The following is a 22071-nucleotide window of genomic DNA, read 5'->3' on the forward strand; positions in this document are numbered from 1 at the left end:
CATAGCGCATGAGCGAGTTCGACCTTGTCATCTTCGACTGCGACGGCGTGCTGATCGACAGCGAGATCATCAGCGCACGGATGCTGGTGGCCGAACTCATGCGGCTGGGCCTGACCATTGATCTCGCGTACGTGGAACGCAACTTCCTTGGCCGCAGCTATCCCGTGGTGATGGAGACGATCCGGCGCGAGTTCGGCCTGGACCTGCCGCCCGACTTCGAGGCGCAGTACCGCGAGGCGCTGCTGGCGGCCTTCCAGCAGGAGCTGAAGGTCGTCCCCCATGTCCACGAGGTCCTGTCCCAGATCGGTGTCCCGTTCTGTGTCGCCACCTCTTCCAGTCCGCGCCGGGTGGAGATGTCGCTGTCCCTGGTCGGCCTCGCGCCGCTGATTGGCGACAAGGTGTTTACCTCCACTCTCGTCGCCCGTGGCAAGCCCGCGCCCGACCTGTTCCTTCATGCGGCTGAAAAGATGGGCGCGACCCCAGAGCGGACCCTGGTGATCGAGGACAGTCTGACCGGCATCCGCGCCGGGCTGGCCGCCGGGATGACCGTCTGGCGTTTTGTCGGTGGCAGCCATCTGGGCGCGACAACTCCGGAAGAGCCACAGGACGCCCTGCCCCACCGCAGGCTTGTCAGCTTTGCGGATTTTTTCCAGATTGCGCCCGGTTTGGGCAGGCAGGCAGCATGAGCAGCGAACCTTCTCTGCAGGACGAAGCAGCCCGGGCGGGCTGGCTATACTACGTCGCGGGGATGACCCAGGACCAGATTGCCGCCGAACTGGGGGTTAGCCGCCAGCGGGCGCAGCGCCTGGTCAGCCGGGCGATGACCGAGGGGCTGATCCACGTCCGCCTGAACCACCGCATCGGCGCCTGCCTGGACCTGGAGGCCGCTTTGCGCGACCGCTTCGGTCTGGACCGGGTGCGCGTGGCCCCCGCACTTGGCGCCGGAGCCGATCCGGTGCGCGCCATCGCCCCCGCTGCGGCAGCGGAACTGGAGCGGTTCCTGCGGATGCCGGACCCCCTGGTCATCGCGCTTGGGACCGGGCGGGCGATGCGCGGGATGGTCGATGCGCTGACCGAGATCGACGCGCCACAGCACCGCCTGGTCTCTCTGATCGGAAATATCGCGCCCGACGGCTCGGCCAGTTTCTTCGACGTGGTGATGCGGATCGCCGACAAGGTTCGGGCGCCGCACTACCCGATGCCGGTCCCGGTGATCAGCACCACGCCGGAAGAGAACGCCGCCTTCCACCGGCTTGGCCCGGTGCAGAAGGTGGTGGAACTGGCCAAGGCCGCTGATGTGGTCTTTGTCGGCGTCGGCCAGATGTCGAACGATGCGCCCTTGCTGGCCGATGGTTTCGTCAGCCGCGACGAGTTGGACGAGATGCAGGCCGCCGGAGCCTCGGGCGAAGTGGCGGGTTGGGTCTTCGACTCGGAGGGGCGGTATCTGGATCTTGGGACCAACCGCCGGACCGGCGGGGTGCGGGTTGCGCAGAATCTGGACCGGCCCTCGATTGGCGTTGCTGCAGGTGCATCCAAGGTTCCGGCGATCCACGCAGCGTTAAAATCCAGGATCATCAACGGGCTTGTGACTGACGAGCCAAGCGCCCGACTGCTGCTGGACCGGACCTGACCTTCGCAGGTGCGGCGGAAGAGGGGGCTTGACGACTCTGGTCAACTTGTGAGCATTTACCCAATAGGCGATGATTTGCTCATACGCTGATCCAGGGAGGATTACATGACCAAGACGCTTCGCGCCCTTATGGGCGCAACGGCTCTTGTCGCGCTTGCGGGCGCGGCGATGGCCGAAACCACCATTACCGTCGCCACCGTGAACAACGGCGACATGGTGCGCATGCAGGGCCTGATGGACGACTTCTATGCCAAGCACCCCGACATCAAGGTCGAGTGGGTGACGCTGGAAGAGAACGTCCTGCGCCAGAACGTGACGACCGACATCGCCACCGGCGGCGGTCAGTACGACGTGATCACGATCGGCACCTACGAGGTCCCGATCTGGGGCAAGCAGGGCTGGCTGGAAAGCCTGAACGACCTGCCCGCCGACTATGACGTCGACGACCTGCTGCCGGCGATCCGCGGCGGTCTGACCGTGGACGGCAACCTCTTCGCTTCGCCCTTCTACGGCGAATCGTCGATGGTGATGTACCGCAAGGACCTGATGGACGCCGCCGGGATGGCGATGCCCGACGCGCCGACCTGGGCGGACATCGAGAAGGCCGCGGCCGCGATGACCAACAAGGATGCCGGCATCTACGGCGTCTGCCTGCGTGGCAAGGCCGGCTGGGGCGAGAACATGGCCTTCCTGACCGCCATGTCCAACAGCTTTGGCGCCCGCTGGTTCGACGAGGCGTGGAACCCGCAGTTCGACAGCCCGGAATGGAAGGCGACGCTCGACTTCTACCTGAACCTGATGAACAGCTACGGCCCGCCCGGCGCCTCGAACAACGGCTTCAACGAGAACTTGACCCTGTTCAACCAGGGCAAGTGCGGCATGTGGATCGACGCCACCGTTGCAGCTTCGTTCGTGACCGGCAAGGATTCGACCGTGGCCGACAAGGTTGGTTTCGCCCTCGCCCCCGACAATGGACTGGGCAAGCGCGGCAACTGGCTCTGGGCCTGGTCGCTGGCAATCCCGGCGTCGTCGGATGCCAAGGACGCGGCGAAGACCTTCGTGAACTGGGCGACCAACAAGGACTACCTGGCGCTTGTCGCGTCCAAGGAAGGCTGGGCGAACGTTCCTCCGGGCACGCGGACCTCGCTGTATTCCAACGAGGAATACGCCAAGGTGCCGTTCGCCAAAATGACGCTGGACAGCATCAACTCGGCTGACCCGACCGCTCCGTCCGTGCAGCCGGTGCCTTACGTCGGCGTCCAGTTCGTCGCGATCCCCGAGTTTGCGGGCGTGGCGACCACGGTCGGCGAAATCTTCTCGGCCGCGCTGGCCGGGTCGAAGACCGCTGACGAGGCGCTGGCCGAAGCCCAGACCGCCGTTGCCGACGAGATGAAAGCCGCCGGCTACATCCAGTAAAGCCCGACCCCGGGGGGTGTCTCCCCAGTCCCCGGGATCACCTTCGGCTTGCGGGCCGCGATGCCTGCAAGCCGAGCCTTCCAAACCGACAACCTGCTTCTTCGCTTGCGCGGTCGCCTTGGGGGCCGCACCCTTTGCTCATCGTCATCCGACTGTCGGGAGACCGCCCCATGTCCACGCATTCCAGCCGCCTTGCCGCCCGCATGATGGTCGCGCCCTCGGTGGTCCTGCTCTTGATCTGGATGATCGTGCCGCTGGCGATGACGCTGTACTATTCCTTCCGCTTCTACCGCCTTTTGTCGCCGGACCGGACGAACTGGGTCGGGTTCAACAACTATCTGTGGTTCTTCAACTCCCCCGACTTCTGGCTGGCGCTGTTCAACACGCTGGCGCTGGTGGGCGGAGTGCTGTTCATCACCGTGGTCCTGGGCACCCTGATCGCGCTTTTGATCGACCAGCCGATCAAGGGGCAGGGCTTCCTGCGCATCCTGGTCATCGCGCCCTTCTTCGTCATGCCCCCCGTCGCCGCTTCGATCTGGGAAAACTTGTTCATGCACCCGCAGAACGGGTTGTTCGCTGCGGTAGCGCAGGGCTTCGGGGCGCAGCCGATCCTGTTTCTGGAGCAGTATCCGATGTGGTCGATCATCGGCATCGTCAGCTGGGAGTGGCTGCCCTTCGCCACGCTGATCCTGCTGACCGCGCTGCAATCCCTGTCGTCCGAACAGCTTGAGGCGGCCGAGATGGACGGCGCCAGCCCCTTCGCCCGCTTCCGCTACATCATCCTGCCGCACATGACCCGGGCGATCACCGTGGTGATCCTGATCCAGACGATCTTCCTTCTGGGCATCTTCGGCGAGATCTTCACGACCACCCAAGGCGGGCCGGGGTCGGCCTCGACCACGCTTCCTTACATGATCTTCAAACAGGCCATCGCCGCCAAGGACATCGGGCGGGCGGCGGCGGGCGGGATCATCGCGGTGATCCTGGCGAACATCGTGGCCTATTTCCTGATGCGCGGCCTTGGCCGGAACCTGGAGAACTGAGATGGCCCGCGCCCTGTCCCCCCGCCGTCTGCTGATCACCACCGTCGCCGCCTGGACGGTCGCGCTGATCATCTTCTTCCCGGTCCTCTGGATGATCCTGACCAGCTTCAAGACCGAAGCCAGCGCCGTTGCCATGCCGCCCGAATTCCTGTCCGCCGACTGGACGCTGGAGAACTATACCGAGGTCTGGTCGCGGTCAGACTATCCGCGCTTCTTCTGGAACTCGGTCGTGATCTCGGTCGGCTCGACCCTGCTGGGCCTTCTGATCGCCATTCCCGCCGCCTGGGCGATGGCCTTCGTGCCGGGAAAGAAGACCAAGGACCTTCTGATGTGGATGCTGTCGACCAAGATGATGCCCGCCGTCGCGGTCATGATCCCGCTGTACCTTCTGTTCCAGCAGCTTGGCCTGATTGACACCAAGATCGGCCTCGTCATCGCGCTGATGCTGATGAACCTGCCGATTATCATCTGGATGCTGTACACCTACTTCAAGGAAATCCCTGGGGAAATCCTGGAGGCCAGCCGCATGGACGGCGCAACCCTCTGGGGCGAGATCATCTATGTCCTGACCCCGATGGCCCTGCCCGGCATCGCCTCGACCATGCTTCTGAACATCATCCTCGCCTGGAACGAGGCGTTCTGGACCATTGTCCTGACCACCACCAAAGCAGCCCCCCTGTCGGCCTTCATCGCCAGCTTCTCGGCACCGCAGGGCCTGTTCTACGCGAAACTTTCGGCGGCATCGGCGATGGCGATTTTGCCGATCCTGATCCTTGGCTGGTTCAGCCAGAAGCAACTCGTCCGCGGCCTGACCTTTGGCGCGGTGAAGTGAGGTAACATGGGCAAGATCCAACTGACCAAGGTCCGCAAGTCGTTCGGCGAGGTCGACGTCATCCCCGGCATCGACCTGACCATCGAAAACGGCGAGTTCGTCGTCTTCGTCGGCCCCTCGGGCTGCGGGAAATCCACGCTGCTGCGGCTGATCGCGGGGCTGGAGGATACGACCAGCGGTGTGATCGACATCGACGGCAAGGACGCGACGAACCTGCCGCCCGCCAAGCGCGGTCTGGCGATGGTGTTCCAGTCTTACGCCTTGTACCCGCACATGACGGTAAGGAAGAACATCGGCTTCCCGCTGAAGATGGCCGGGATGGACCCGGCGGAGCAGGACAAGCGGGTCGAACGCGCGGCCAAGGTCTTGAACCTGTCGAACTACCTGGATCGTCGCCCCGGCCAGCTTTCGGGCGGTCAGCGCCAGCGGGTCGCCATCGGGCGGGCCATCGTCCGCGAACCGGCGGCGTTCCTGTTCGACGAGCCCCTGTCCAACCTTGACGCCGCATTGCGGGTCGGGATGCGGCAGGAGATTTCAGAACTCCACCAGTCCTTGAAAACCACGATGATCTACGTGACCCATGACCAGGTCGAAGCCATGACAATGGCTGACAAGATCGTGGTCCTGAACGCAGGCCACATCGAACAGGTCGGCGCGCCGCTGGAGCTGTACAACTTCCCCCGCAACCTGTTCGTCGCGGGCTTCATCGGCAGCCCGAAGATGAACCTGATCGAAGGCGCCGAGGCGGCCAAACACAACGCCCACACCATCGGCATCCGGCCCGAGCATATCACCGTGGGCGACGGCCCTTGGGAGGGTGTCGTCGGCCTGTCGGAACATCTGGGATCGGACAGCTTCCTGAAGGTCGCGGTCGAGGGCTTGGGCACCATGACCGTCCGCGCTCCGGGCGAGGTTCACGCCCGCCACGGCGACCGCATCCGGCTGGCTCCGGCCGGGAAAATTCACCGCTTTGACACGAATGGACTGGCGATATGAGACTGGCAGGAAAGACGGCCCTTGTTACCGGGGGTGCGCGGGGCATCGGTTTGGCCTTCGTCGAGGCGTTCGTAAGGGAAGGCGCGCGGGTGGCGATTGCCGACGTCGGCGGCGCGCAAGAGGCGGCGGCGAAGCTGGGCGACAAGACCTTGGGCATCACGATGGACGTGACCGATCAAGCGTCCATCGACGCCGGGGTGAAGGCGGCGGCGGACTGGGGCGGCGGCATCGACATCCTGCTGAACAACGCGGCGATCTTCGATCTGGCCCCCATCGTGGACATCACGCGGGCGAGCTATGACAAGGTCTTTGCCGTGAACGTGGCGGGGACGCTGTTTCCGTTGCAGGCGGTGGCGAAGGTGATGATCGCGCAGGGGCGCGGCGGCAAGATCATCAACATGGCCTCGCAGGCCGGACGGCGTGGTGAGGCGCTGGTGGGCGTCTACTGCGCCTCGAAAGCCGCCGTCATCAGCCTGACCCAGTCGGCGGGGCTGGACCTGATCAAGCACAAGATCAACGTGAACGGCATCGCTCCGGGCGTGGTCGACACTCCGATGTGGGACGCGGTTGATGCGCTCTTCGCCAAGTACGAGGGCAAGCCCAAGGGCCAGAAGAAGCGTGAGGTGGGCGAGGCTGTCCCCTATGGCCGGATGGGCCGCCCCGAGGACATGACGGGCGCGGCCGTGTTCCTTGCCTCGTCCGAGGCCGATTACATCGTCGCCCAGACGTTCAACGTCGACGGCGGAAACTGGATGAGCTGAAAGATGACCGTGCAAATGCCAGCCCCCCGCCTTCCCGCGTATGACCGTTCAAAACTGACGCCGGGTATTGTCCACATCGGGCTGGGGAACTTTCACCGGGCGCATATGGCCGTCTATCTGGACGACCTCTTTGCGATGGGATTGTGCCACGACTGGGCGATCCTGGGGGCCGGCGTGCGCGAGGGTGACGCACGGATGCGGGACGCGCTGAGGGCGCAGGACTGTCTCTCCACGGTGATCGAGCTGGACCCGAAGGGCAAATCCGCTCGGCGGGTGGGGTCGATGATCGACTTCCTGCCGGTTCAGGCGGACAACGCGGCGCTGATCGCGGCGATGTCTCGACCCGAGATCAGGATTGTCAGCCTGACGGTCACCGAGGGCGGTTATTTCATCAACCCGGCGACGGGAGCCTTTGATCCGGCCCATCCCGAAATTGCTGCGGACGGGCCGAACCCGCACCGCACCGCCTTTGGTGCAATCATCGCGGCACTGAAGGCCCGGCGCGCGGCAGGCGTGGCACCGTTCACCGTGATGTCCTGCGACAACCTGCCGGGCAATGGCCATGTGACCGAAAATGCCGTGGTCGGGCTGGCGCGTCTGTCCGATCCGGCGCTGGCGGACTGGATCGCGGCGAATGTCGCCTTCCCGAACGGCATGGTGGACCGGATCACCCCGGCGACCGGCCCGCGGGAACGGGCGATGGCCGCATCCTTCGGTCTGGGCGACGATCCGGTCCCGGTGACCTGCGAGCCGTTCCGGCAATGGGTGCTGGAGGACAACTTCCCCACCGGCCGCCCGGACTTCGAGAAGGTGGGGGTCACGCTGACCCCGCATGTCCACAACTTCGAGATGATGAAGATCCGCATCCTGAACGGCGGTCACGCGACCATCGCCTATCCGGGCGGGCTTCTGGACATCGAGTTTGTCCACGAAGCGATGGCGAACCCGCTGATCAGGGGCCTGCTCGACAAGGTCGAGATGGACGAGATCATCCCCTACATCCCGCCGGTCCCCGACACCAATCTGGGCGACTACTACCGCCTTATCGTGGAGCGGTTCTCGAACCCCGAGGTCGCGGATACCGAGCGGCGGCTGTGCCTCGACGGGTCGAACCGCCAGCCGAAGTTCATCGTGCCCTCGATCCGCGACGCGTTGGCCGCGGGCGGATCGGTGGAGGGCTTGGCCCTGGTCAGCGCGCTGTGGTGCCGGTATTGCTATGGCGAGACGGACAGCGGCACGCATATCCCGCCCAACGATCCCGATTGGGACGCTTTGGTCACCCGGTCCAGGGCGGCGAAGGCGCGGCCGGCGGCGTGGCTGGAGATGACCACTGTCTACGGCGACCTGGGACAGGACGCGCGGTTTGTGCAGGCTTTCGACCGGCAGTTGACCCGGCTTTGGGCCGTCGGCACGGCGCAGACGCTGAGCGAATACCTGGCCTAAGGCGCAGGGGCCTCGGCGGGGGCAAAGTCCGGGACGACCCAAAGCTCGACCCGCCGGTTCAGCTGGCGGCCGATAGCCGTCTCGTCGCAGGACATCGGCAGCGCCTCGCCGAAGCCTTCGATCACCGGCAGATCGGCGGGCGCCAGGTCCGGAGCCACCGCAGCCAGCTCTTGCGCCACTTTGGCCGCGCGTTCCACCGACAGCGCAAGGTTGGCCTCGGCCGCGCCCGACCCGTCGGAGAACCCGGCCAGCACCAGTTTCTGATTGCGGAATTGCCCCGCGGCGATCAGCTGGGCAAGGTCCACCAGGTTGTCCTGCGACTGCGGATCCAGCGTCGAGGACCCATCCTCGAACCGGAAGGTCAGCGACACCCGGTCGGCCCCGTCCATGATCCCCGCCAGCCGCTTGAGGTCGTCCAGCGTCACATCCTCGCCGGCGCCCTGGATCGCGTTGATCAGGCGCAGCCCGTCCGCGGTCATCGGCTGGCGGCTGGCCGAGCGGTCCACGAACCCCGATGCCGCGACCGCCGCCTGCGCCTCGGGCGTGCGCAGGAAATCCAGGAATTCGCGCGTCAGAAGCGGGAGGCGACGCTTGGGGGTCAGCAGCATCACGGGCAAGGCCAGCGGATAATCCTCGGCCTTGATCGCCAGCGCGGTCGGCAACAGAGGGAAACCGCAGGAATCCGTCAAAGGCATCCGCCGCGCGGGCGCAATCGCGGACCGGCCGGAAATCGCGATCGCCCAAGGGTCCTTCGCCACCGCTTCGGCCAGCGATGCAAGGTCCGGGTGAAGCACCGCTGTTGCCACTTGCGCACCCAGACGCTGAGCCAGGGCCTGTTGCAGGTCGGCCTCGCCCGCCAGCGCATGCAGCACCACCGGCATGTCCGGCCCACCGATCTGCGCCCAGTTGTCGACCTCGCCACGCAACACCATCGCCAGTTCGGCGGTCGAGATGTCCGGAGTGGGATTGTCCGGAGCCACCAGGACCACCAGCGCCTCTGTCGCCACCGCGTGGCTGCCAAGGTCGGGCTCGGCCCGGAAGGCAAGCTTCAGGTCAGCCGCGCCGTCCTGCACCGCCGTCGTGGCCGCGTCGGGCGCCATTGGCAGGAAAGAGATCACAGCCAGCTCTTGCAGGCTTTCCGGGTCCAGGATGCGGGCCTGGAAAGCGTTGCCCCCGCCCGGCTCGTAGACCAGCCCGCGCGCCTGGGCAAAGGCCTGGAAGAGCGCCGGCAACAGCCCTGCTGCATCGGGCGAGCCGACGACCCGCATCACCGCCTTGGGCGCGATCAGGTCAGGACAGGCCGGACCCTCGCAGATGACGCCCTGCCCGTCGACGGTCAGGGGACCATAGGCCGTGTCGATGCGGTAGAACTCGCCGTCATAGCCCTGCAGGGTTCCGGTCAGCACAATGCCACCCTCACGGGCGACCAGGGTGACATCCTGGGCAGCAATGGGCCCCGAAATGCACAGCGCAGCGCAAAGCGCCGCGAGTCCTGCCTTCACACCCATCGACCGTTTCGAACCCTTTAGTTAGGAACGGCGAGTTTCAGGGCAGGCGCAAGATTCTTCAACACCAGAATGTCGCCCACCGTGCCGCACAGCGGAACTGCGATGGTCTGCTCGGCCGTGACGGCGACACCGCCAGCAGAATGCACGGTTTCGACCCGAAGGGTGCGGCCGCAGGTCGCCGGGGTGATCCGCAGTTCGCCGGTGATATCGGCACTGCCGAAGTCCTTGCCCGGGACCGAATAGACCCGTGCCAGAACCGGCGACGGAAGGTCCTCCTGGCCCAGGGCAATCACGCCCTGCTCTGACCCGGCCACGGCCGAGCTGCCGATCAGCACGCGGTCGCCGTCGGTGACGCGCAGTTCAAGCTCGACCGGGCTGTCCCAGGTGATGGCATAGCGGGTATAGGACGCGGCATCGGGCACCGTGACCTTGCCAAGGACCAGTTGGGAATCCTGCAGGTAGACCGCGACCATCGCGTCAGAGCGCAAGGCGGGCAAGGCCACGACCGCCAATCCGTCGGCCTTGATCTGCGCCGAGAAGGACAGGCCGGAATGCCGCACGACAAAACGTTCGCCACGGTTGCAGGGCGCGGTCAGCTGGGCTTGGATCATCGCACCGGGCAGCGGCGCCAAAGACAGTTGCGCCTGGCACGTCCCGCCGGACGCCATTGGAGCAGCGGCTGCGACCGGGGTAATGCCAGTGACCTGGCCCATGCCGGGATCGACGGTGCTGCTCAGCGAGGCGGATTCCGGGACGGCGAGTCCTGCGGTGATGACAGGACGCGCCTCACGCGCCGCTTCCGCTGCGGTCTGCAGAAGCGAGTGCTGGGCCGCAGGGGCCTTCAGATGTTCCGCTGTATGGGCGGCTCCGAATGCAACCGCCACGACGGCGGAGATGCGCAGAACCTTTTTGCCCCAAAGCATGGCAGTGCCCCGGTCAGGAATCGTTACCGTTTTGGGTTAAAGCCCAATAGGGGCGGAGAAAAGGCATTAATGGGGAAGGCTTACGGCCAGCTGCCCTTTCGGCCGGGAGTCACCCCGGCCGAAAGGCCGCCTCAGGCGAGGCGACCGTGGCAGTGCTTGAACTTCTCGCCGGATCCGCAGGGGCAGGCGTCGTTGCGGCCGGGGTTGCCCCAGGTGGTCGGATCGGCCTCGTCGAAGCCAGCCAGCCGCGTCGCGGCCTCGGCTGCGGGTGCGGCAGCAAGTGCGGCGGCGGATGCTGCGACCGCCGGGGCGGAGGCAGGGGTCGCCGGGGCGGCCTCTGCAGCGGCTTCCACCACCTTCGGCGCCTCGGCCGCCGGCTGTGCGGCTGCCATCTGCCGCATCATCGCCTCTTGCTCTTCCTTGGTCACCGGCCGGATGCGCGACAGTTGCTGTGTCACCTGCTCGCGCAGCGAGTTCAGCAGGCCCTCGAACAGCTGGAAGGCTTCGGTCTTGTATTCGTTCAGCGGGTCGCGCTGCGCGTAGCCGCGGAAGTTGACGACCGATCGCAGATGCTCCAGCCGGATCAGATGTTCGCGCCACTTGCCGTCGATGGCCTGCAGAAGGACCTGCTTCTCGATCGTCTGCATGGTCGAGGGGCCGAAGGCTTCGGTTTTCTCGGCCATCATCTTGTCCGAGGCCTCGACGATCCGCTCCAGGATCACGGCCTGATCCACACCCTCTTCGGCGGCCCAGGCAGAGATCGGCAGGTCCAGATTCAGCATGTCGCGAACCGAGGCGGTCAGTGCCTCGGTGTCCCAGGCGTCCGGATAGGACTTCGGCGGCATGGCCAGGTTGACAAGGTCCTCGACCACCTGTTCGCGCATGTCGGCGGCGACGTCGGCGACGTGCTCGGCCTGCATGATGTCCATGCGCTGGCTGAAGATCGCCTTGCGCTGGTCGTTCATCACGTCGTCGAACTTCAAAAGCTGCTTGCGGATGTCGAAGTTGCGGCCTTCGACCTTCGCCTGCGCCTTTTCCAGGCTCTTGTTGACCCAGGGGTGAACGATGGATTCGCCTTCCTTCATGCCCAGCGTCGACAGGATCTTGTCCAGTCGTTCGGACCCGAAGATCCGCATCAGGTCATCTTCCAGCGACAGGAAGAAGGCCGAACGGCCGGGGTCGCCCTGACGGCCCGAACGGCCGCGGAGCTGGTTGTCGATCCGGCGGCTTTCGTGGCGTTCGGTGCCCAGGACGAACAGGCCGCCGGCCTGCTTGACGGCTTCTTCCTCGCCGGTGTGCTCGGCCTCGATGCGGGCGCGGATGGCGACGTGGTCGCCTTCGGGATCGGCAGCGATGGCTTCCATCACCTTGAACTCGACGTTGCCGCCCAGCTTGATGTCGGTGCCACGACCCGCCATGTTCGTCGCGATGGTGACCGAGCCGAGTTTACCGGCATCGGCAACGATCTTGGCTTCCTGCTCATGCTGGCGCGCGTTCAGCACGCTATGGGCGATGTCGGCGCCCTTGAGCAGCGCGGACAGCTGTTCGGACTTCTCGATGGACGTCGTGCCGACCAGGATCGGCTGACCCTTTTCGTGCGCTTCCTTGATCGCGACCAAGATGCCGTCGTACTTCTCGCGCGCGGTGCGGAAGACCTGGTCATGTTCGTCGAGCCGGGCGACGGGGCGGTTGGTCGGAACCTCGACCACGCCAAGACCGTAAATCTCGCGGAATTCCTCGGCTTCGGTCGCGGCGGTGCCGGTCATGCCCCCCAGCTTTTCGTACAGGCGGAAGTAGTTCTGGAAGGTCACGCTGGCGTAGGCGACGTTCTCGGGGTTGATCTTCACCCGCTCCTTCGCCTCGATCGCCTGGTGCAGGCCGTCCGACAGACGGCGGCCCTTCATCATGCGACCGGTGAATTCGTCGATCAGCATCACCTCGCCATCACGGACGATGTACTGCTGGTCCTTGAAGAACAGCTTGTGCGCCCGCAGGCCCTGGTTGACGTGGTGCACGATCGAGGTGCTTTCAGCCGCATAAAGGCTTTGCCCCTCGGGCAGGATGCTGGCCTGGCGCAAGAGGTCCTCGATGACGTCGTTGCCCTCTTCGGTCAGGGTCACGCCGCGGGTCTTTTCGTCCACCGCATAGTGTTCGGGCTGCAGATGCGGGATCACCGCGTCGACCGCCTCGTAAAGCTTGCTGCGGTCCTGGCTGGGACCCGAGATGATCAGGGGCGTCCGCGCCTCGTCGATCAGGATCGAGTCCACTTCGTCCACGATGGCATAGTTGTGCCCGCGCTGCGCCATGTCCTCGAGCGAGGCCTTCATGTTGTCGCGCAGGTAGTCGAAGCCCAGTTCGTTGTTCGTGGCATAAGTGATGTCAGCGCGGTAGGCGGCCTTCTTCTCGTCATCGGGCTGCTGCGAATAGACCACGCCGGTGGTCATCCCCAGCGCCGCATAGACCTTGCCCATCCATTCCGCGTCGCGCTTGGCCAGGTAGTCGTTCACCGTGACCACATGCACGCCCTTGCCGGTCAGCGCGTTCAGATAGGCCGCGAAGGTCGCCACCAGCGTCTTGCCCTCGCCGGTCTTCATCTCGGAGATATTGCCCTGGTGCAGGAACATCCCGCCCTTCAGCTGCACATCAAAGGCCCGCAGGCCCAAGGCCCGGCGCGCGCCTTCCCGGCAGTTGGCGAAGGCTTCCGGCAGGATCGACTCCAAGCTTTCGCCGCCCTCTTGCACCCGCTTCTGAAACTCGTGCGTCCTGGCGATGATGCCTTCGTCTGTCAGTGCCTGGAACTCTGGCTCCAGCGCATTGATCTGCGCCACGATGGGGCGGACGGACTTTACCTTGCGGTCGTTCGGGCTCCCGAACACCTTCCGCGCAATCGATCCAAGTCCCAGCATGTTTTCTCCGTGGGCGGCTTCTCTGACATCATCGTGTGGCCGTTGGGCTTGCCCGCCCCCACGGCCTTCCCTAGAAGGTCCAGAGCATGACCGGTCAAGCCCGTTCCACGCGACTGTCGCGATGTAAGGGGAAGCATCGGCATAGTCAACTTAAGCAGGCCCGTGGCCCCGATCAGGAGTAGGTGAAAATGACGAAACACTCGAGGTTCTGGTCGTCACTGGCTCTGGCGACCCTTTTGTCCGGTCCTGCGCTGGCCGAAGGCGAGACTGCAGAGACCGTCGTCGCGACCGTGAACGGGGTGAATATCACCCTTGGCCACATGATCGCCCTGCGCGAAACGCTGCCGCAGGAATACCTGTCGCTGCCGGACGATGTCCTGTTCAAGGGCATCTACGACCAGCTGATCCAGCAGGAAGTGCTGGCCCAGTCGGTCGGTGAGCTTGGGCCGCGCGTGCTGGCAACCCTGGACAACGACAAGCGCGGCCTGGTTTCGGGGATCGCGATCGAAGGAATTGTCGCGTCGGCCGTGACGGACGAGGCCTTGCAGGCTGCCTATGACGCCCGCTTCAAGGACGCCGCCCCGCAGATGGAATACAGCGCCGCGCACATCCTTGTCGCCACCAAGGAAGAAGCCGACGCGATCAAGACCGAGCTGGCCGGTGGGGCCGACTTCGCCGAGATCGCCAAGGCCAAGTCGACCGATACCGGGTCGGGCGCCAATGGCGGCGATCTGGGCTGGTTCGGACCGGGCATGATGGTCAAGCCGTTCGAGGACGCCGTCATCGCCGCCAAGGTCGGCGAAGTGGCTGGCCCGATCCAGACCGACTTCGGTTTCCACCTGATCCTGGTCAAGGAAACCCGCGTGGCCGAAAAGCCCACGCTGGACCAGCTGCGCGACGAACTTGCCGCCGAGGTTGAAACCGCCGCGATCAATGCGAAGATCGAAGAGCTGACCAAGGGCGCGACCGTCACGCGGGACGGCGAAGGGATTGACCCGACGCTGCTCAAGAACTCGGCCCTGATCGACTGAACGCACGGCAACCCGGGGGGACGGACATGGCGAAGACTGACTGGAAGGCCGAAGCGAAGGCCCTGAAGAAGAAGGTCCGCAAACTCAGGGACAGTTTGACCTCGGCGGCAGGTCCGGTGGCAGATGCCGTTTCGGAAGCCGTCGGTGATGTGGTCGCGGCAGCGAAAAAGGCGATGAAGCCGGTTTCGCCTCTGGCGCCGGCCAGTTTCCCGGTCCTGCCCGCGATCAAGGGCGCCGAATTCGCCGCCGTCGAGGCGGGCGTGCGCTATCAGAACCGCAAGGACGTGATGCTGGTGCGGCTTGCCCCCGGCGCCACGATGGCCGGGGTCTTCACCCGGTCTTCCACCCGGTCGGGCTGCGTGCGCGACTGCCAGGCCAAGCTGGCGCTGAAGGTTCCCGACAGCGCGGGCGCCGCGATCATCGTGAACTCCGGCAATTCCAACGCCTTTACCGGGCGAGTGGGCGATGAGGCCGTAGCTGCCGTCACCGGCGCGGTGGCCGAAGCACTGGGCGTTCCGGCCTCGCGCGTCTTCTCGTCGTCAACCGGCGTGATCGGCGAACCGCTGCCTTACGACAAGATCACCGCAAAGGTCCCCGATCTGGTGGCCGCGCTGCAAGAAGACGCCGTGGAAATGGCCGCCCAGGCGATCATGACCACCGACACTTTCCCGAAAGGTGCCGCCGCCACCGTTCAGGGCGAGGGCGGGATGATCCACATCTCCGGCATCGCCAAGGGTTCGGGGATGATCGCGCCCGACATGGCGACGATGCTGGTCTACATCTTCACCGACGCGAAGATTTCCGCGCCTGCATTGCAGAAGATGGTGTCGCGCAACGTCGATGCGACGTTCAACTCGATCACGGTGGACAGCGACACCTCGACGTCCGACACGCTGCTGATTGCCGCGACCGGGCAATCCCCTGCTGCCGAGCTGAAAGGCGCGGCGCTGAAGGCTTTCGAGACCGCTTTGGCCGGAGTGATGCGCGACCTAGCCCTGCAAGTGGTGCGCGACGGCGAAGGGGCGACCAAGCTGGTCGAGGTGCGCGTCACGGGTGCCGCGACGGATGAAGACGCGGCCAAGGTCGCCTTCTCCATCGCCAACTCGCCCCTGGTGAAGACCGCCGTTGCGGGGCAGGACCCGAACTGGGGCCGCATCGTTGCGGCCATCGGCAAGTCCGGCGCGCAGGCCGACCGCGACAAGCTGACGATCCGCTTTGGCGACATTCTCGTGGCGCAAAACGGCTGGCGGAACCCGGACTACAAGGAAGACGACGGCGCGTCCTACATGCAGGGCCAGGAGCTGGTCTTGGCCGTAGATCTGGGTCTCGGGAAGAGCAAGCGCAGCGTCTGGACTTGCGACCTGACCTCCCGCTACATCGAAATCAACGCCGACTACCGCTCCTGATTTCATCTGTCCGAAAATATCCCGGGGGTCCGGGGGCTGGCCCCCGGGGTTCCCCACAAGGACCGCCCATGAAAATCATCCTCGTCTCCGCCGTCGCGCTGATCGACCCTGACGGCCGCGTCCTCCTGGCCCAGCGCCCCGAGGGCAAGTCGCTCGCCGGCCTCTGGGAGTTCCCCGGCGGCAAGGTCGAACCCGGCGAGACGCCCGAGGCCGCGCTGATCCGGGAGCTGAAGGAAGAACTGGACATCGACACCTGGTCGTCCTGCCTGGCGCCCCTGACCTTCGCGAGCCACTCCTACGAGGACTTCCATCTGTTGATGCCGCTTTTCGCCTGCCGCCGCTGGCAGGGCACCCCCCGCGCGACCGAGGGGCAGACGCTGGCCTGGGTCCGGCCCAACCAACTGCGCGACTACCCGATGCCCCCCGCCGACCTGCCGCTGATCCCGATCCTGCGCGACTGGCTTTGACCCGTCGTTCCGCAAAGAAAAACGCCGGACCCAAGGGCCCGGCGCAATTCTTGAGATTTCCTGAACGCCCACGACCAACCCCTTGAAAATACGGGGTCAGCCGCGGTTCGCCATCGTGGCGGGGGATCAGTCCAGCGTGCGCTGGACCTCCTCGCGCTCGAAGATTTCGATGACATCGTTCTGACGGATGTCCTCGTAGTTCTCGAAAGCCATGCCGCATTCCTGGCCCGAGATGACTTCCTTCACCTCGTCCTTGAAGCGTTTCAGCGTCTTCAGCGTGCCCTCGTGGATCACCACGTTGTCGCGCAGGAGACGCACGCCAGCCGACCGGCGAGCGACACCCTCGGTGACCAGGCAACCCGCGACCTTGCCGACGTTCGACACCTTGAAGACCTCCAGGATCTTCGCGTAGCCGATGAAGGTCTCGCGGACCTCGGCCTTGAGAAGACCCGACGCGGCGGCTTTGATGTCGTCGACCAGATCGTAGATGATCGAGTAGTAGCGGATCTCGACCCCCTTCTGGGTGGCGGACGCCCGGGCCGTCGCATTGGCGCGGACGTTGAAGCCGATGATCGGAGCCTTAGAGGCCTCGGCCAGTGCCACGTCGGTGTCGGTGATCGCACCCACACCCGAGTGCAGCACGCGGACGCGAACCTCGTCGTTGCCGATCTTCTCCATTGCCTGAACGATGGCTTCGGCGGAACCTTGCACGTCGGCCTTGATCAGGATCGGCAGTTCGGCGACGGACTGGTCGGCCTTGGCCTTCGCCATCAGCTGTTCCAGCGTGGTCGCAGCCCCTGCGGCGGCGCGCTTGTCCTTGGCGGCCTTGATCCGGTAGTCGGCGATCTCGCGGGCTTGCGCCTCGGTCTCGACGACGTTCAGCGTGTCACCTGCGGACGGCGTGCCCGACAGGCCCAGCACTTCGACCGGAACCGAGGGACCGGCTTCCGCCACCGTTTCGCCCTGGTCGTTGATCAGCGCCCGAACCTTGCCCCACTGCTCGCCGACGACGAAGATGTCGCCCTTGCGGAGCGTGCCGTTCTGGACCAGCACCGTCGCGACCGGACCCCGGCCCACGTCAAGCTTGGCTTCGATCACCGCACCAGAGGCCGCCCGATTCGGGTTGGCCCGCAGTTCCAGAAGCTCGGCCTGCAGCGCGATGGCTTCCAGAAGGTCGTCCAGACCCAGACCCGTCTTGGCCGAAACCTCGACATCCTGCACGTCGCCCGACATCGCTTCCACCACGATCTCGTGCTGGAGCAGGTCGGTGCGGACCTTGGTCGGGTTCGCCTCGTGCTTGTCGATCTTGTTGATCGCCACGATCATCGGGACCTTGGCGGCCTTGGCGTGGTTGATCGCCTCGATCGTCTGCGGCATCACGGCGTCGTCGGCTGCGACCACCAGGACCACGATGTCCGTCACCTGAGCCCCGCGCGAACGCATGGAGGTGAAGGCCGCGTGACCGGGAGTGTCGAGGAAGGTGACGAGTTGCCCGTTGGGCGTCTTCACCTGATAGGCACCGATGTGCTGGGTGATCCCGCCAGCCTCGCCAGAGACGACGCTGGTCTTCCGGATCGCGTCCAGCAGCGAGGTCTTGCCGTGATCGACGTGGCCCATGATCGTGACGATCGGCGGGCGCGACAGCAGGCTTTCGTCCAGGTCCTTGACGGTGTCGATGACCTGCTCGACGTCGGCGTCCGAGACGCGGACGGCCTTGTGGCCGAATTCCTCGATCACCAGTTCGGCGGTGTCGGCGTCGATGGCTTGGTTCATCGTGACCATCATGCCCATCTTCATCAGGCTCTTGACCACGTCGGCGGCGCGTTCGGCCATCCGGTTGGCAAGCTCCGAGACAACGATGGTTTCCGGCAGCTGCACGTCGCGCACCTGCTTTTCGGCCTTCTGACCCAGACCCAGCGCCTTGGCGCGGGCCTTTTCCTGCTTGCGCTTCATGGCGGCCAGGCTGCGCTGACGGCCGCTGTCGCCCGACATCGCATCGCTGAGCGTCAGTTTGCCCGAACGACGGCCTTCGTCGCCGGTGCCACGCTTGGCACCCCGGTCGCCACGGTCGTCCTTGTCGCGGTCGGTCTTGCGCGGCGTCGGCAGGCCGGGCTTGGCCGAGGCCGGACCGCGGGGATCGTCGGTCGAGGCGGGCGCAGCCGGAGCGGCGCGGTCGGCCGGCTTGGCCGCAGCAGCTGGAGGCGGCGTCGTCGAGCGGGCGCGTGTGCCCAGGACGTCGGCCTTGCGGGCTTCGGCAGCGGCAATCTTGGCAGCGGCTTCGGCCTTGGCGGCACGATCCTCTTCCTCGGCCTTCAGACGGAGTGCCTCGGTGCGCTCGCGGTCCTCACGCTCCTTCGCCTCAATCTCGGCGCGGCGCACGGCGCGATCTTCCTCGCGGACGCGATCTTCCTCGGCGCGGCGGACGGCATCTTCCGCCTCGCGTGCCTTGGCAGCGCGAAGGGCGGCCAGACGCCGGTCCATTTCCGCGTCGGAGATGCCTGCGGGCCGCTTCGACGGATCACCGTAGTTCGTTGGCGCAGACGACTGGCCCGCGCCCGGCGTACCAGGCTTCGGAGCCGCGGTGGGAACCACCACGCGCTTGCGCTTCGTTTCGACCACGACGCTCTTGGTCCGGCCATGGCTGAAGCTTTGCTTCACCTGTCCGGAACGGGGGGCGCCCCCAAGGCCAAGAGGTTTCTTGCCGTCAGTATCGCTCATGCGTTCTTCGTATCCTTCATGGCGGTCTCGCCGCCGTCATCCCCACCGGCCTGCCCACGCAAGCCAGCGAGTTTTGCCGCTTCCTCTACAACACGGGACCTGAGTCCACCAGCGGCAAGCGCGGCGTGTATCGCACGTTCGCGCCCGAATGCCAAACCGATTTCCCCAGCCGAAAGGCAACCAATAAAGCCTTTGTCGCCTTCCGGCGCGTGCAGCTTCGTCTTGCCCCGTTCGGACCCGTCGCTGGCCTGGATCAGCGTTACCGCCGAGCCCTTCATGAGCCAGTCCTTCACCTTCTCGTAACCGGTGACCGCGTCACCCGCCTTGCGGGCCATCGAAAGCATGTCGATGGTCCGCTGCAACACCAGTGCTTCGACCAGATCCGGCAGCCCGTCGGGCACCTTCACCGGCTGACGCGCCGCGCGGGAGAAGAGGTTCTTCTTCGCCGCCTTCTCGATGGCCGCCCGATCCGCCGCGACATAGATTCCCCGGCCGGGCAGCTTGCCCATGACATCCGGGACGATCTGACCTTCAGGACCCAGGCAAAAGCGGATCAGACCCGCTTTCGGCTGGCTTTCCCCGGTCGCAATGCACTTGCGTTCCGGATCGTCCCTGTCCTTTTCCCGGCCGCCGCGCGTCATGCGCTAGGTCCCCGAGGCCTGAGATCAGGCCTCGGCCTCCTCGTTTTCGGCAGCCTCTTCGGCGGGCTGCTCGAGTTCGGTCGGATCGACCCATCCCAGCATGACGCGGGCGGTCATGATCAGGGTTTGCGCTTCCTCCAGCGACATTTCAAACTTTTCAAGGACGCCTTCGTCCTTCTTGCGTTGGCCATTTTCGGTCGTCCAGCCGCCAGCCAGCTCCCAGTCGGCGCAGGTGGCGAAGTCTTCCAAGGTCTTGATGCCGTCGTTTGCCAGCGCCTCCAGCATCTGGGGCGTCAGGCCTTCGAAGTTCACCAGGCTGTCTTCCACACCCAAAGCGCGGGCGTTTTCCATCGCCTTGGCGTTGGCCGCTTCCAGATAGTCGCGGGCGCGGGCCTGAAGTTCGCCTGCGGTGCCTTCGTCGAAGCCGTCGATGGACAAAAGCTCGTCCAGGTCGACATAGGCGACTTCTTCCAGGTTGGTGAAGCCTTCGGCGACCAAGAGCTGCGCCATCATCTCGTCGACGTCGAGCGCCTCCATGAACAGCTTGGTGCGTTCGGCGAATTCGGCCTGGCGACGCTGCGATTCTTCGGCTTCGGTCAGGATGTCGATGTCGAGGCCGGTGAGCTGGCTGGCCAGACGCACGTTCTGGCCACGGCGACCGATGGCCAGCGAAAGCTGCTCATCGGGGACCACGACTTCGATCTTGCCGGCCTCTTCGTCGAAGACGACCTTCGAGACTTCGGCGGGCTGGAGCGCGTTCACCAGGAAGGTGGCAGTGTCCTGATTCCACGGAATGATGTCGATCTTTTCGCCCTGCAGTTCGTTCACCACCGCCTGCACGCGGCTGCCGCGCATACCGACGCAGGCACCGACCGGGTCGATGGAGTTGTCGTAGCTGATGACCGCGATCTTGGCGCGCGAACCCGGGTCACGGGCGACGGCCTTGATCTCGATGATGCCGTCATAGATTTCCGGCACTTCCATCTTGAAGAGCTCGGCCATGAACTGCGGGTCGGTGCGCGACAGGAAGACCTGCGGGCCGCGCGGTTCGCGGCGGACGTCCTTGATGTAGCAGCGGATGCGGTCGCCGATGCGGTAGGCTTCGCGGCCGATCTTCTCGTTCCGGCGCAAAATGCCTTCGCCACGGCCGATGTCGACGATGACGTTGCCGTATTCCTCGCGCTTGACGGCGCCGTTGATGATCGTGCCCTTGCGGTCCTTGAATTCCTCGAACTGGCGATCCCGCTCGGCTTCGCGGACCTTCTGCAGGATGACCTGCTTGGCCGACTGCGCGGCGATGCGGCCCAGGTCGACGGGCGGAACCTCGTCGATGACTTCGTCGCCAAGCTGCGGGTCTGCGAGGTAGGTCTTGGCCTGCTTCGCGGTGATCTGGGCGTGGTGATTCTCGACCGCGTCATCCTCGACCACGGTGCGGACGCGGGTGAAGGACGCGCGGCCGGTCTTGCGGTCGATCTTCACGCGGATGTCCATTTCCGCGCCGTAGCGGGACTTGGCGGCCCGGGCGAGGCTGTCCTCCATCGCCTGGATCACCAGCTCCGGGTCGATCATCTTTTCGCGCGCCACGGCCTCTGCGGTCTGCAGAAGTTCCAGCTGGTTGGCGGATGTGATTGCCATGGGCGTCTCTCCCTAGTGTTTCGTCGCGCTAGTGTTTTGTCTCGGGGGCAGGCTCGTCGTCCTCGTCCCCATCAATTTCTTCAATCTCGTCGAACTGGCCATCGGTCGGCTCGGCAACCTTCCGCTGGCGCAGCATCTCGGCGATCAGCTCGTCGCTGAGGATCAGCTTGGCGTCGGAGAGCCAATCGAACTTGAGCCCGATGGTGACCTCTTCGCCGCTTTCATCGATGGTGATGAGCACCTCATCCCCTTCGATCCCGGCCAGACCGCCCTTGAAACGGCGGCGGCCGTCGATCAGCTCGGTCGTCTCGATCCGGGCTTCCCAGCCCTTCCAGACGTCGAAATCCTTGAGCCGGGTCAGCGGCCGGTCGATGCCGGGGGAGGACACCTCGAGCACGTAGTTGTCTTCCAGCGGATCTTCGACGTCCAGCACGGCAGAAACAGCGGTGGAGATATCGCCACATTCGTCGACGCCGATCCCGCCATCGGGGCGGTCGGCCATGATCTGAAGGACCCGCATCTTGCCGCCCATGAGGCGCAAGCGGATCAGCTCGAATCCGAGGCCTTCGATCACCGGCTGGACGATGTCAGCCAGGCGACGGTCGATGGCGGTTTTGGCGACGAGATCGGTCATCAGGTTCCAGAAACAAAAAAGCGGACCCAGCGGCCCGCCCGTGACATTCGGTAGCTTCAGGTTTGGACCCGGAAGCAGCTG

At 65.2% G+C, this 22071-nt stretch carries 18 protein-coding genes; 11 read left to right on the top strand and 7 right to left on the bottom strand.

The annotated features are described in order from the left end of the window. The first annotated feature begins 8 nt into the window (after window positions 1-8). The 8 genes from Q0C42_RS03650 to Q0C42_RS03685 all read left to right on the top strand — a co-directional run bounded on the left by Q0C42_RS03650 (window position 9) and on the right by Q0C42_RS03685 (window position 8121). Window positions 9-686, top strand: a complete 678-nt coding sequence (locus Q0C42_RS03650) for an HAD family hydrolase (RefSeq protein ID WP_295072091.1) — start codon at window positions 9-11, stop codon at window positions 684-686. Further along, a complete protein-coding gene (locus tag Q0C42_RS03655) occupies window positions 683-1630 on the top strand; it encodes a sugar-binding transcriptional regulator (protein WP_295072094.1) in 948 nt (315 codons plus the stop codon). Before Q0C42_RS03650 ends, Q0C42_RS03655 begins: the two co-directional genes overlap by 4 nt. A gap of 105 nt (window positions 1631-1735) precedes the next feature. Beyond that, window positions 1736-3046: a sugar ABC transporter substrate-binding protein gene (locus Q0C42_RS03660; RefSeq protein WP_295072097.1), complete on the top strand. Its 1311-nt coding sequence runs from the start codon at window positions 1736-1738 to the stop codon at window positions 3044-3046. Window positions 3047-3216: 170 nt separating this feature from the next. Continuing rightward, a complete protein-coding gene (locus Q0C42_RS03665) occupies window positions 3217-4089 on the top strand; it encodes a carbohydrate ABC transporter permease (RefSeq protein ID WP_295072100.1) in 873 nt (290 codons plus the stop codon). Between the two features lies 1 nt (window position 4090). Then, window positions 4091-4921: a carbohydrate ABC transporter permease gene (locus tag Q0C42_RS03670; protein ID WP_295072102.1), complete on the top strand. Its 831-nt coding sequence runs from the start codon at window positions 4091-4093 to the stop codon at window positions 4919-4921. Window positions 4922-4927: 6 nt separating this feature from the next. After that, on the top strand, window positions 4928-5917 hold the full coding sequence (locus Q0C42_RS03675; protein ID WP_295072104.1) for an ABC transporter ATP-binding protein: 990 nt from the start codon (window positions 4928-4930) through the stop codon (window positions 5915-5917). Next, a complete protein-coding gene (locus Q0C42_RS03680; protein ID WP_295072106.1) occupies window positions 5914-6678 on the top strand; it encodes an L-iditol 2-dehydrogenase in 765 nt (254 codons plus the stop codon). The genes Q0C42_RS03675 and Q0C42_RS03680 overlap by 4 nt, the downstream gene beginning before the upstream one ends. Window positions 6679-6681: 3 nt before the next feature. Continuing rightward, on the top strand, window positions 6682-8121 hold the full coding sequence (locus tag Q0C42_RS03685) for a mannitol dehydrogenase family protein (protein WP_295072109.1): 1440 nt from the start codon (window positions 6682-6684) through the stop codon (window positions 8119-8121). Here Q0C42_RS03685 and Q0C42_RS03690 read toward each other — a convergent pair. The 3 genes from Q0C42_RS03690 to secA all read right to left on the bottom strand — a co-directional run bounded on the left by Q0C42_RS03690 (window position 8118) and on the right by secA (window position 13458). Next, window positions 8118-9629 carry a phosphate ABC transporter substrate-binding/OmpA family protein gene (locus Q0C42_RS03690; RefSeq protein ID WP_295072112.1) on the bottom strand — a complete coding sequence of 504 codons (1512 nt, stop codon included), beginning with the start codon at window positions 9627-9629 and terminating at the stop codon, window positions 8118-8120. The genes Q0C42_RS03685 and Q0C42_RS03690 overlap by 4 nt on opposite strands. Window positions 9630-9646: 17 nt before the next feature. After that, window positions 9647-10552 (bottom strand): hypothetical protein, encoded by a 906-nt coding sequence (locus tag Q0C42_RS03695; protein ID WP_295072115.1) that lies wholly within the window; start codon window positions 10550-10552, stop codon window positions 9647-9649. A gap of 131 nt (window positions 10553-10683) precedes the next feature. Next, window positions 10684-13458, bottom strand: coding sequence for a preprotein translocase subunit SecA (gene secA / locus Q0C42_RS03700; RefSeq protein ID WP_295072117.1), 2775 nt, complete (start codon window positions 13456-13458; stop codon window positions 10684-10686). Window positions 13459-13646: 188 nt separating this feature from the next. Between secA and Q0C42_RS03705 the strand changes: the two genes are divergently transcribed. The 3 genes from Q0C42_RS03705 (at window position 13647) to Q0C42_RS03715 (ending at window position 16362) form a co-directional block, all read left to right on the top strand. Beyond that, complete coding sequence (locus Q0C42_RS03705; protein WP_295072120.1) at window positions 13647-14489, top strand: peptidylprolyl isomerase; 843 nt, start codon at window positions 13647-13649, stop codon at window positions 14487-14489. Window positions 14490-14515: 26 nt separating this feature from the next. Beyond that, complete coding sequence (argJ, locus tag Q0C42_RS03710) at window positions 14516-15895, top strand: bifunctional glutamate N-acetyltransferase/amino-acid acetyltransferase ArgJ (RefSeq protein WP_295072123.1); 1380 nt, start codon at window positions 14516-14518, stop codon at window positions 15893-15895. A gap of 68 nt (window positions 15896-15963) precedes the next feature. Beyond that, complete coding sequence (locus tag Q0C42_RS03715; RefSeq protein ID WP_295072125.1) at window positions 15964-16362, top strand: (deoxy)nucleoside triphosphate pyrophosphohydrolase; 399 nt, start codon at window positions 15964-15966, stop codon at window positions 16360-16362. Between the two features lie 126 nt (window positions 16363-16488). On the opposite strand, the gene infB is transcribed toward Q0C42_RS03715, so the two are convergent. The 4 genes from infB to rimP are packed head-to-tail and all read right to left on the bottom strand — an operon-like array spanning window position 16489 to window position 21990. Next, complete coding sequence (infB, locus tag Q0C42_RS03720) at window positions 16489-19080, bottom strand: translation initiation factor IF-2 (RefSeq protein WP_295072128.1); 2592 nt, start codon at window positions 19078-19080, stop codon at window positions 16489-16491. After that, window positions 19077-19721, bottom strand: a complete 645-nt coding sequence (locus Q0C42_RS03725) for an RNA-binding protein (RefSeq protein WP_295072131.1) — start codon at window positions 19719-19721, stop codon at window positions 19077-19079. The genes infB and Q0C42_RS03725 overlap by 4 nt, the downstream gene beginning before the upstream one ends. Before the next feature lie 24 nt (window positions 19722-19745). Beyond that, complete coding sequence (gene nusA, locus Q0C42_RS03730; protein ID WP_295072134.1) at window positions 19746-21356, bottom strand: transcription termination factor NusA; 1611 nt, start codon at window positions 21354-21356, stop codon at window positions 19746-19748. Window positions 21357-21384: 28 nt separating this feature from the next. Next, the gene (gene rimP / locus Q0C42_RS03735; RefSeq protein ID WP_295072137.1) at window positions 21385-21990 is read right to left on the bottom strand and encodes a ribosome maturation factor RimP; all 606 of its coding nucleotides are present in this window, start codon (window positions 21988-21990) and stop codon (window positions 21385-21387) included. Window positions 21991-22071 lie beyond the last annotated feature (81 nt).

It is taken from the genome of Tabrizicola sp. (assembly GCF_022842145.1).
In the GTDB taxonomy this organism is placed as follows: domain Bacteria; phylum Pseudomonadota; class Alphaproteobacteria; order Rhodobacterales; family Rhodobacteraceae; genus Tabrizicola.

What these genes read in the sequence shown, in the direction of transcription:
- Q0C42_RS03650 (WP_295072091.1), top strand. Translation starts at nt 9, where the DNA reads ATGAGCGAGTTCGACCTTGTCATCTTCGACTGCGACGGCGTGCTGATC.
- Q0C42_RS03655 (WP_295072094.1), top strand. Translation starts at nt 683, where the DNA reads ATGAGCAGCGAACCTTCTCTGCAGGACGAAGCAGCCCGGGCGGGCTGG.
- Q0C42_RS03660 (WP_295072097.1), top strand. Translation starts at nt 1,736, where the DNA reads ATGACCAAGACGCTTCGCGCCCTTATGGGCGCAACGGCTCTTGTCGCG.
- Q0C42_RS03665 (WP_295072100.1), top strand. Translation starts at nt 3,217, where the DNA reads ATGTCCACGCATTCCAGCCGCCTTGCCGCCCGCATGATGGTCGCGCCC.
- Q0C42_RS03670 (WP_295072102.1), top strand. Translation starts at nt 4,091, where the DNA reads ATGGCCCGCGCCCTGTCCCCCCGCCGTCTGCTGATCACCACCGTCGCC.
- Q0C42_RS03675 (WP_295072104.1), top strand. Translation starts at nt 4,928, where the DNA reads ATGGGCAAGATCCAACTGACCAAGGTCCGCAAGTCGTTCGGCGAGGTC.
- Q0C42_RS03680 (WP_295072106.1), top strand. Translation starts at nt 5,914, where the DNA reads ATGAGACTGGCAGGAAAGACGGCCCTTGTTACCGGGGGTGCGCGGGGC.
- Q0C42_RS03685 (WP_295072109.1), top strand. Translation starts at nt 6,682, where the DNA reads ATGACCGTGCAAATGCCAGCCCCCCGCCTTCCCGCGTATGACCGTTCA.
- Q0C42_RS03690 (WP_295072112.1), bottom strand. Translation starts at nt 9,629, where the DNA reads ATGGGTGTGAAGGCAGGACTCGCGGCGCTTTGCGCTGCGCTGTGCATT.
- Q0C42_RS03695 (WP_295072115.1), bottom strand. Translation starts at nt 10,552, where the DNA reads ATGCTTTGGGGCAAAAAGGTTCTGCGCATCTCCGCCGTCGTGGCGGTT.
- secA (WP_295072117.1), bottom strand. Translation starts at nt 13,458, where the DNA reads ATGCTGGGACTTGGATCGATTGCGCGGAAGGTGTTCGGGAGCCCGAAC.
- Q0C42_RS03705 (WP_295072120.1), top strand. Translation starts at nt 13,647, where the DNA reads ATGACGAAACACTCGAGGTTCTGGTCGTCACTGGCTCTGGCGACCCTT.
- argJ (WP_295072123.1), top strand. Translation starts at nt 14,516, where the DNA reads ATGGCGAAGACTGACTGGAAGGCCGAAGCGAAGGCCCTGAAGAAGAAG.
- Q0C42_RS03715 (WP_295072125.1), top strand. Translation starts at nt 15,964, where the DNA reads ATGAAAATCATCCTCGTCTCCGCCGTCGCGCTGATCGACCCTGACGGC.
- infB (WP_295072128.1), bottom strand. Translation starts at nt 19,080, where the DNA reads ATGAGCGATACTGACGGCAAGAAACCTCTTGGCCTTGGGGGCGCCCCC.
- Q0C42_RS03725 (WP_295072131.1), bottom strand. Translation starts at nt 19,721, where the DNA reads ATGACGCGCGGCGGCCGGGAAAAGGACAGGGACGATCCGGAACGCAAG.
- nusA (WP_295072134.1), bottom strand. Translation starts at nt 21,356, where the DNA reads ATGGCAATCACATCCGCCAACCAGCTGGAACTTCTGCAGACCGCAGAG.
- rimP (WP_295072137.1), bottom strand. Translation starts at nt 21,990, where the DNA reads ATGACCGATCTCGTCGCCAAAACCGCCATCGACCGTCGCCTGGCTGAC.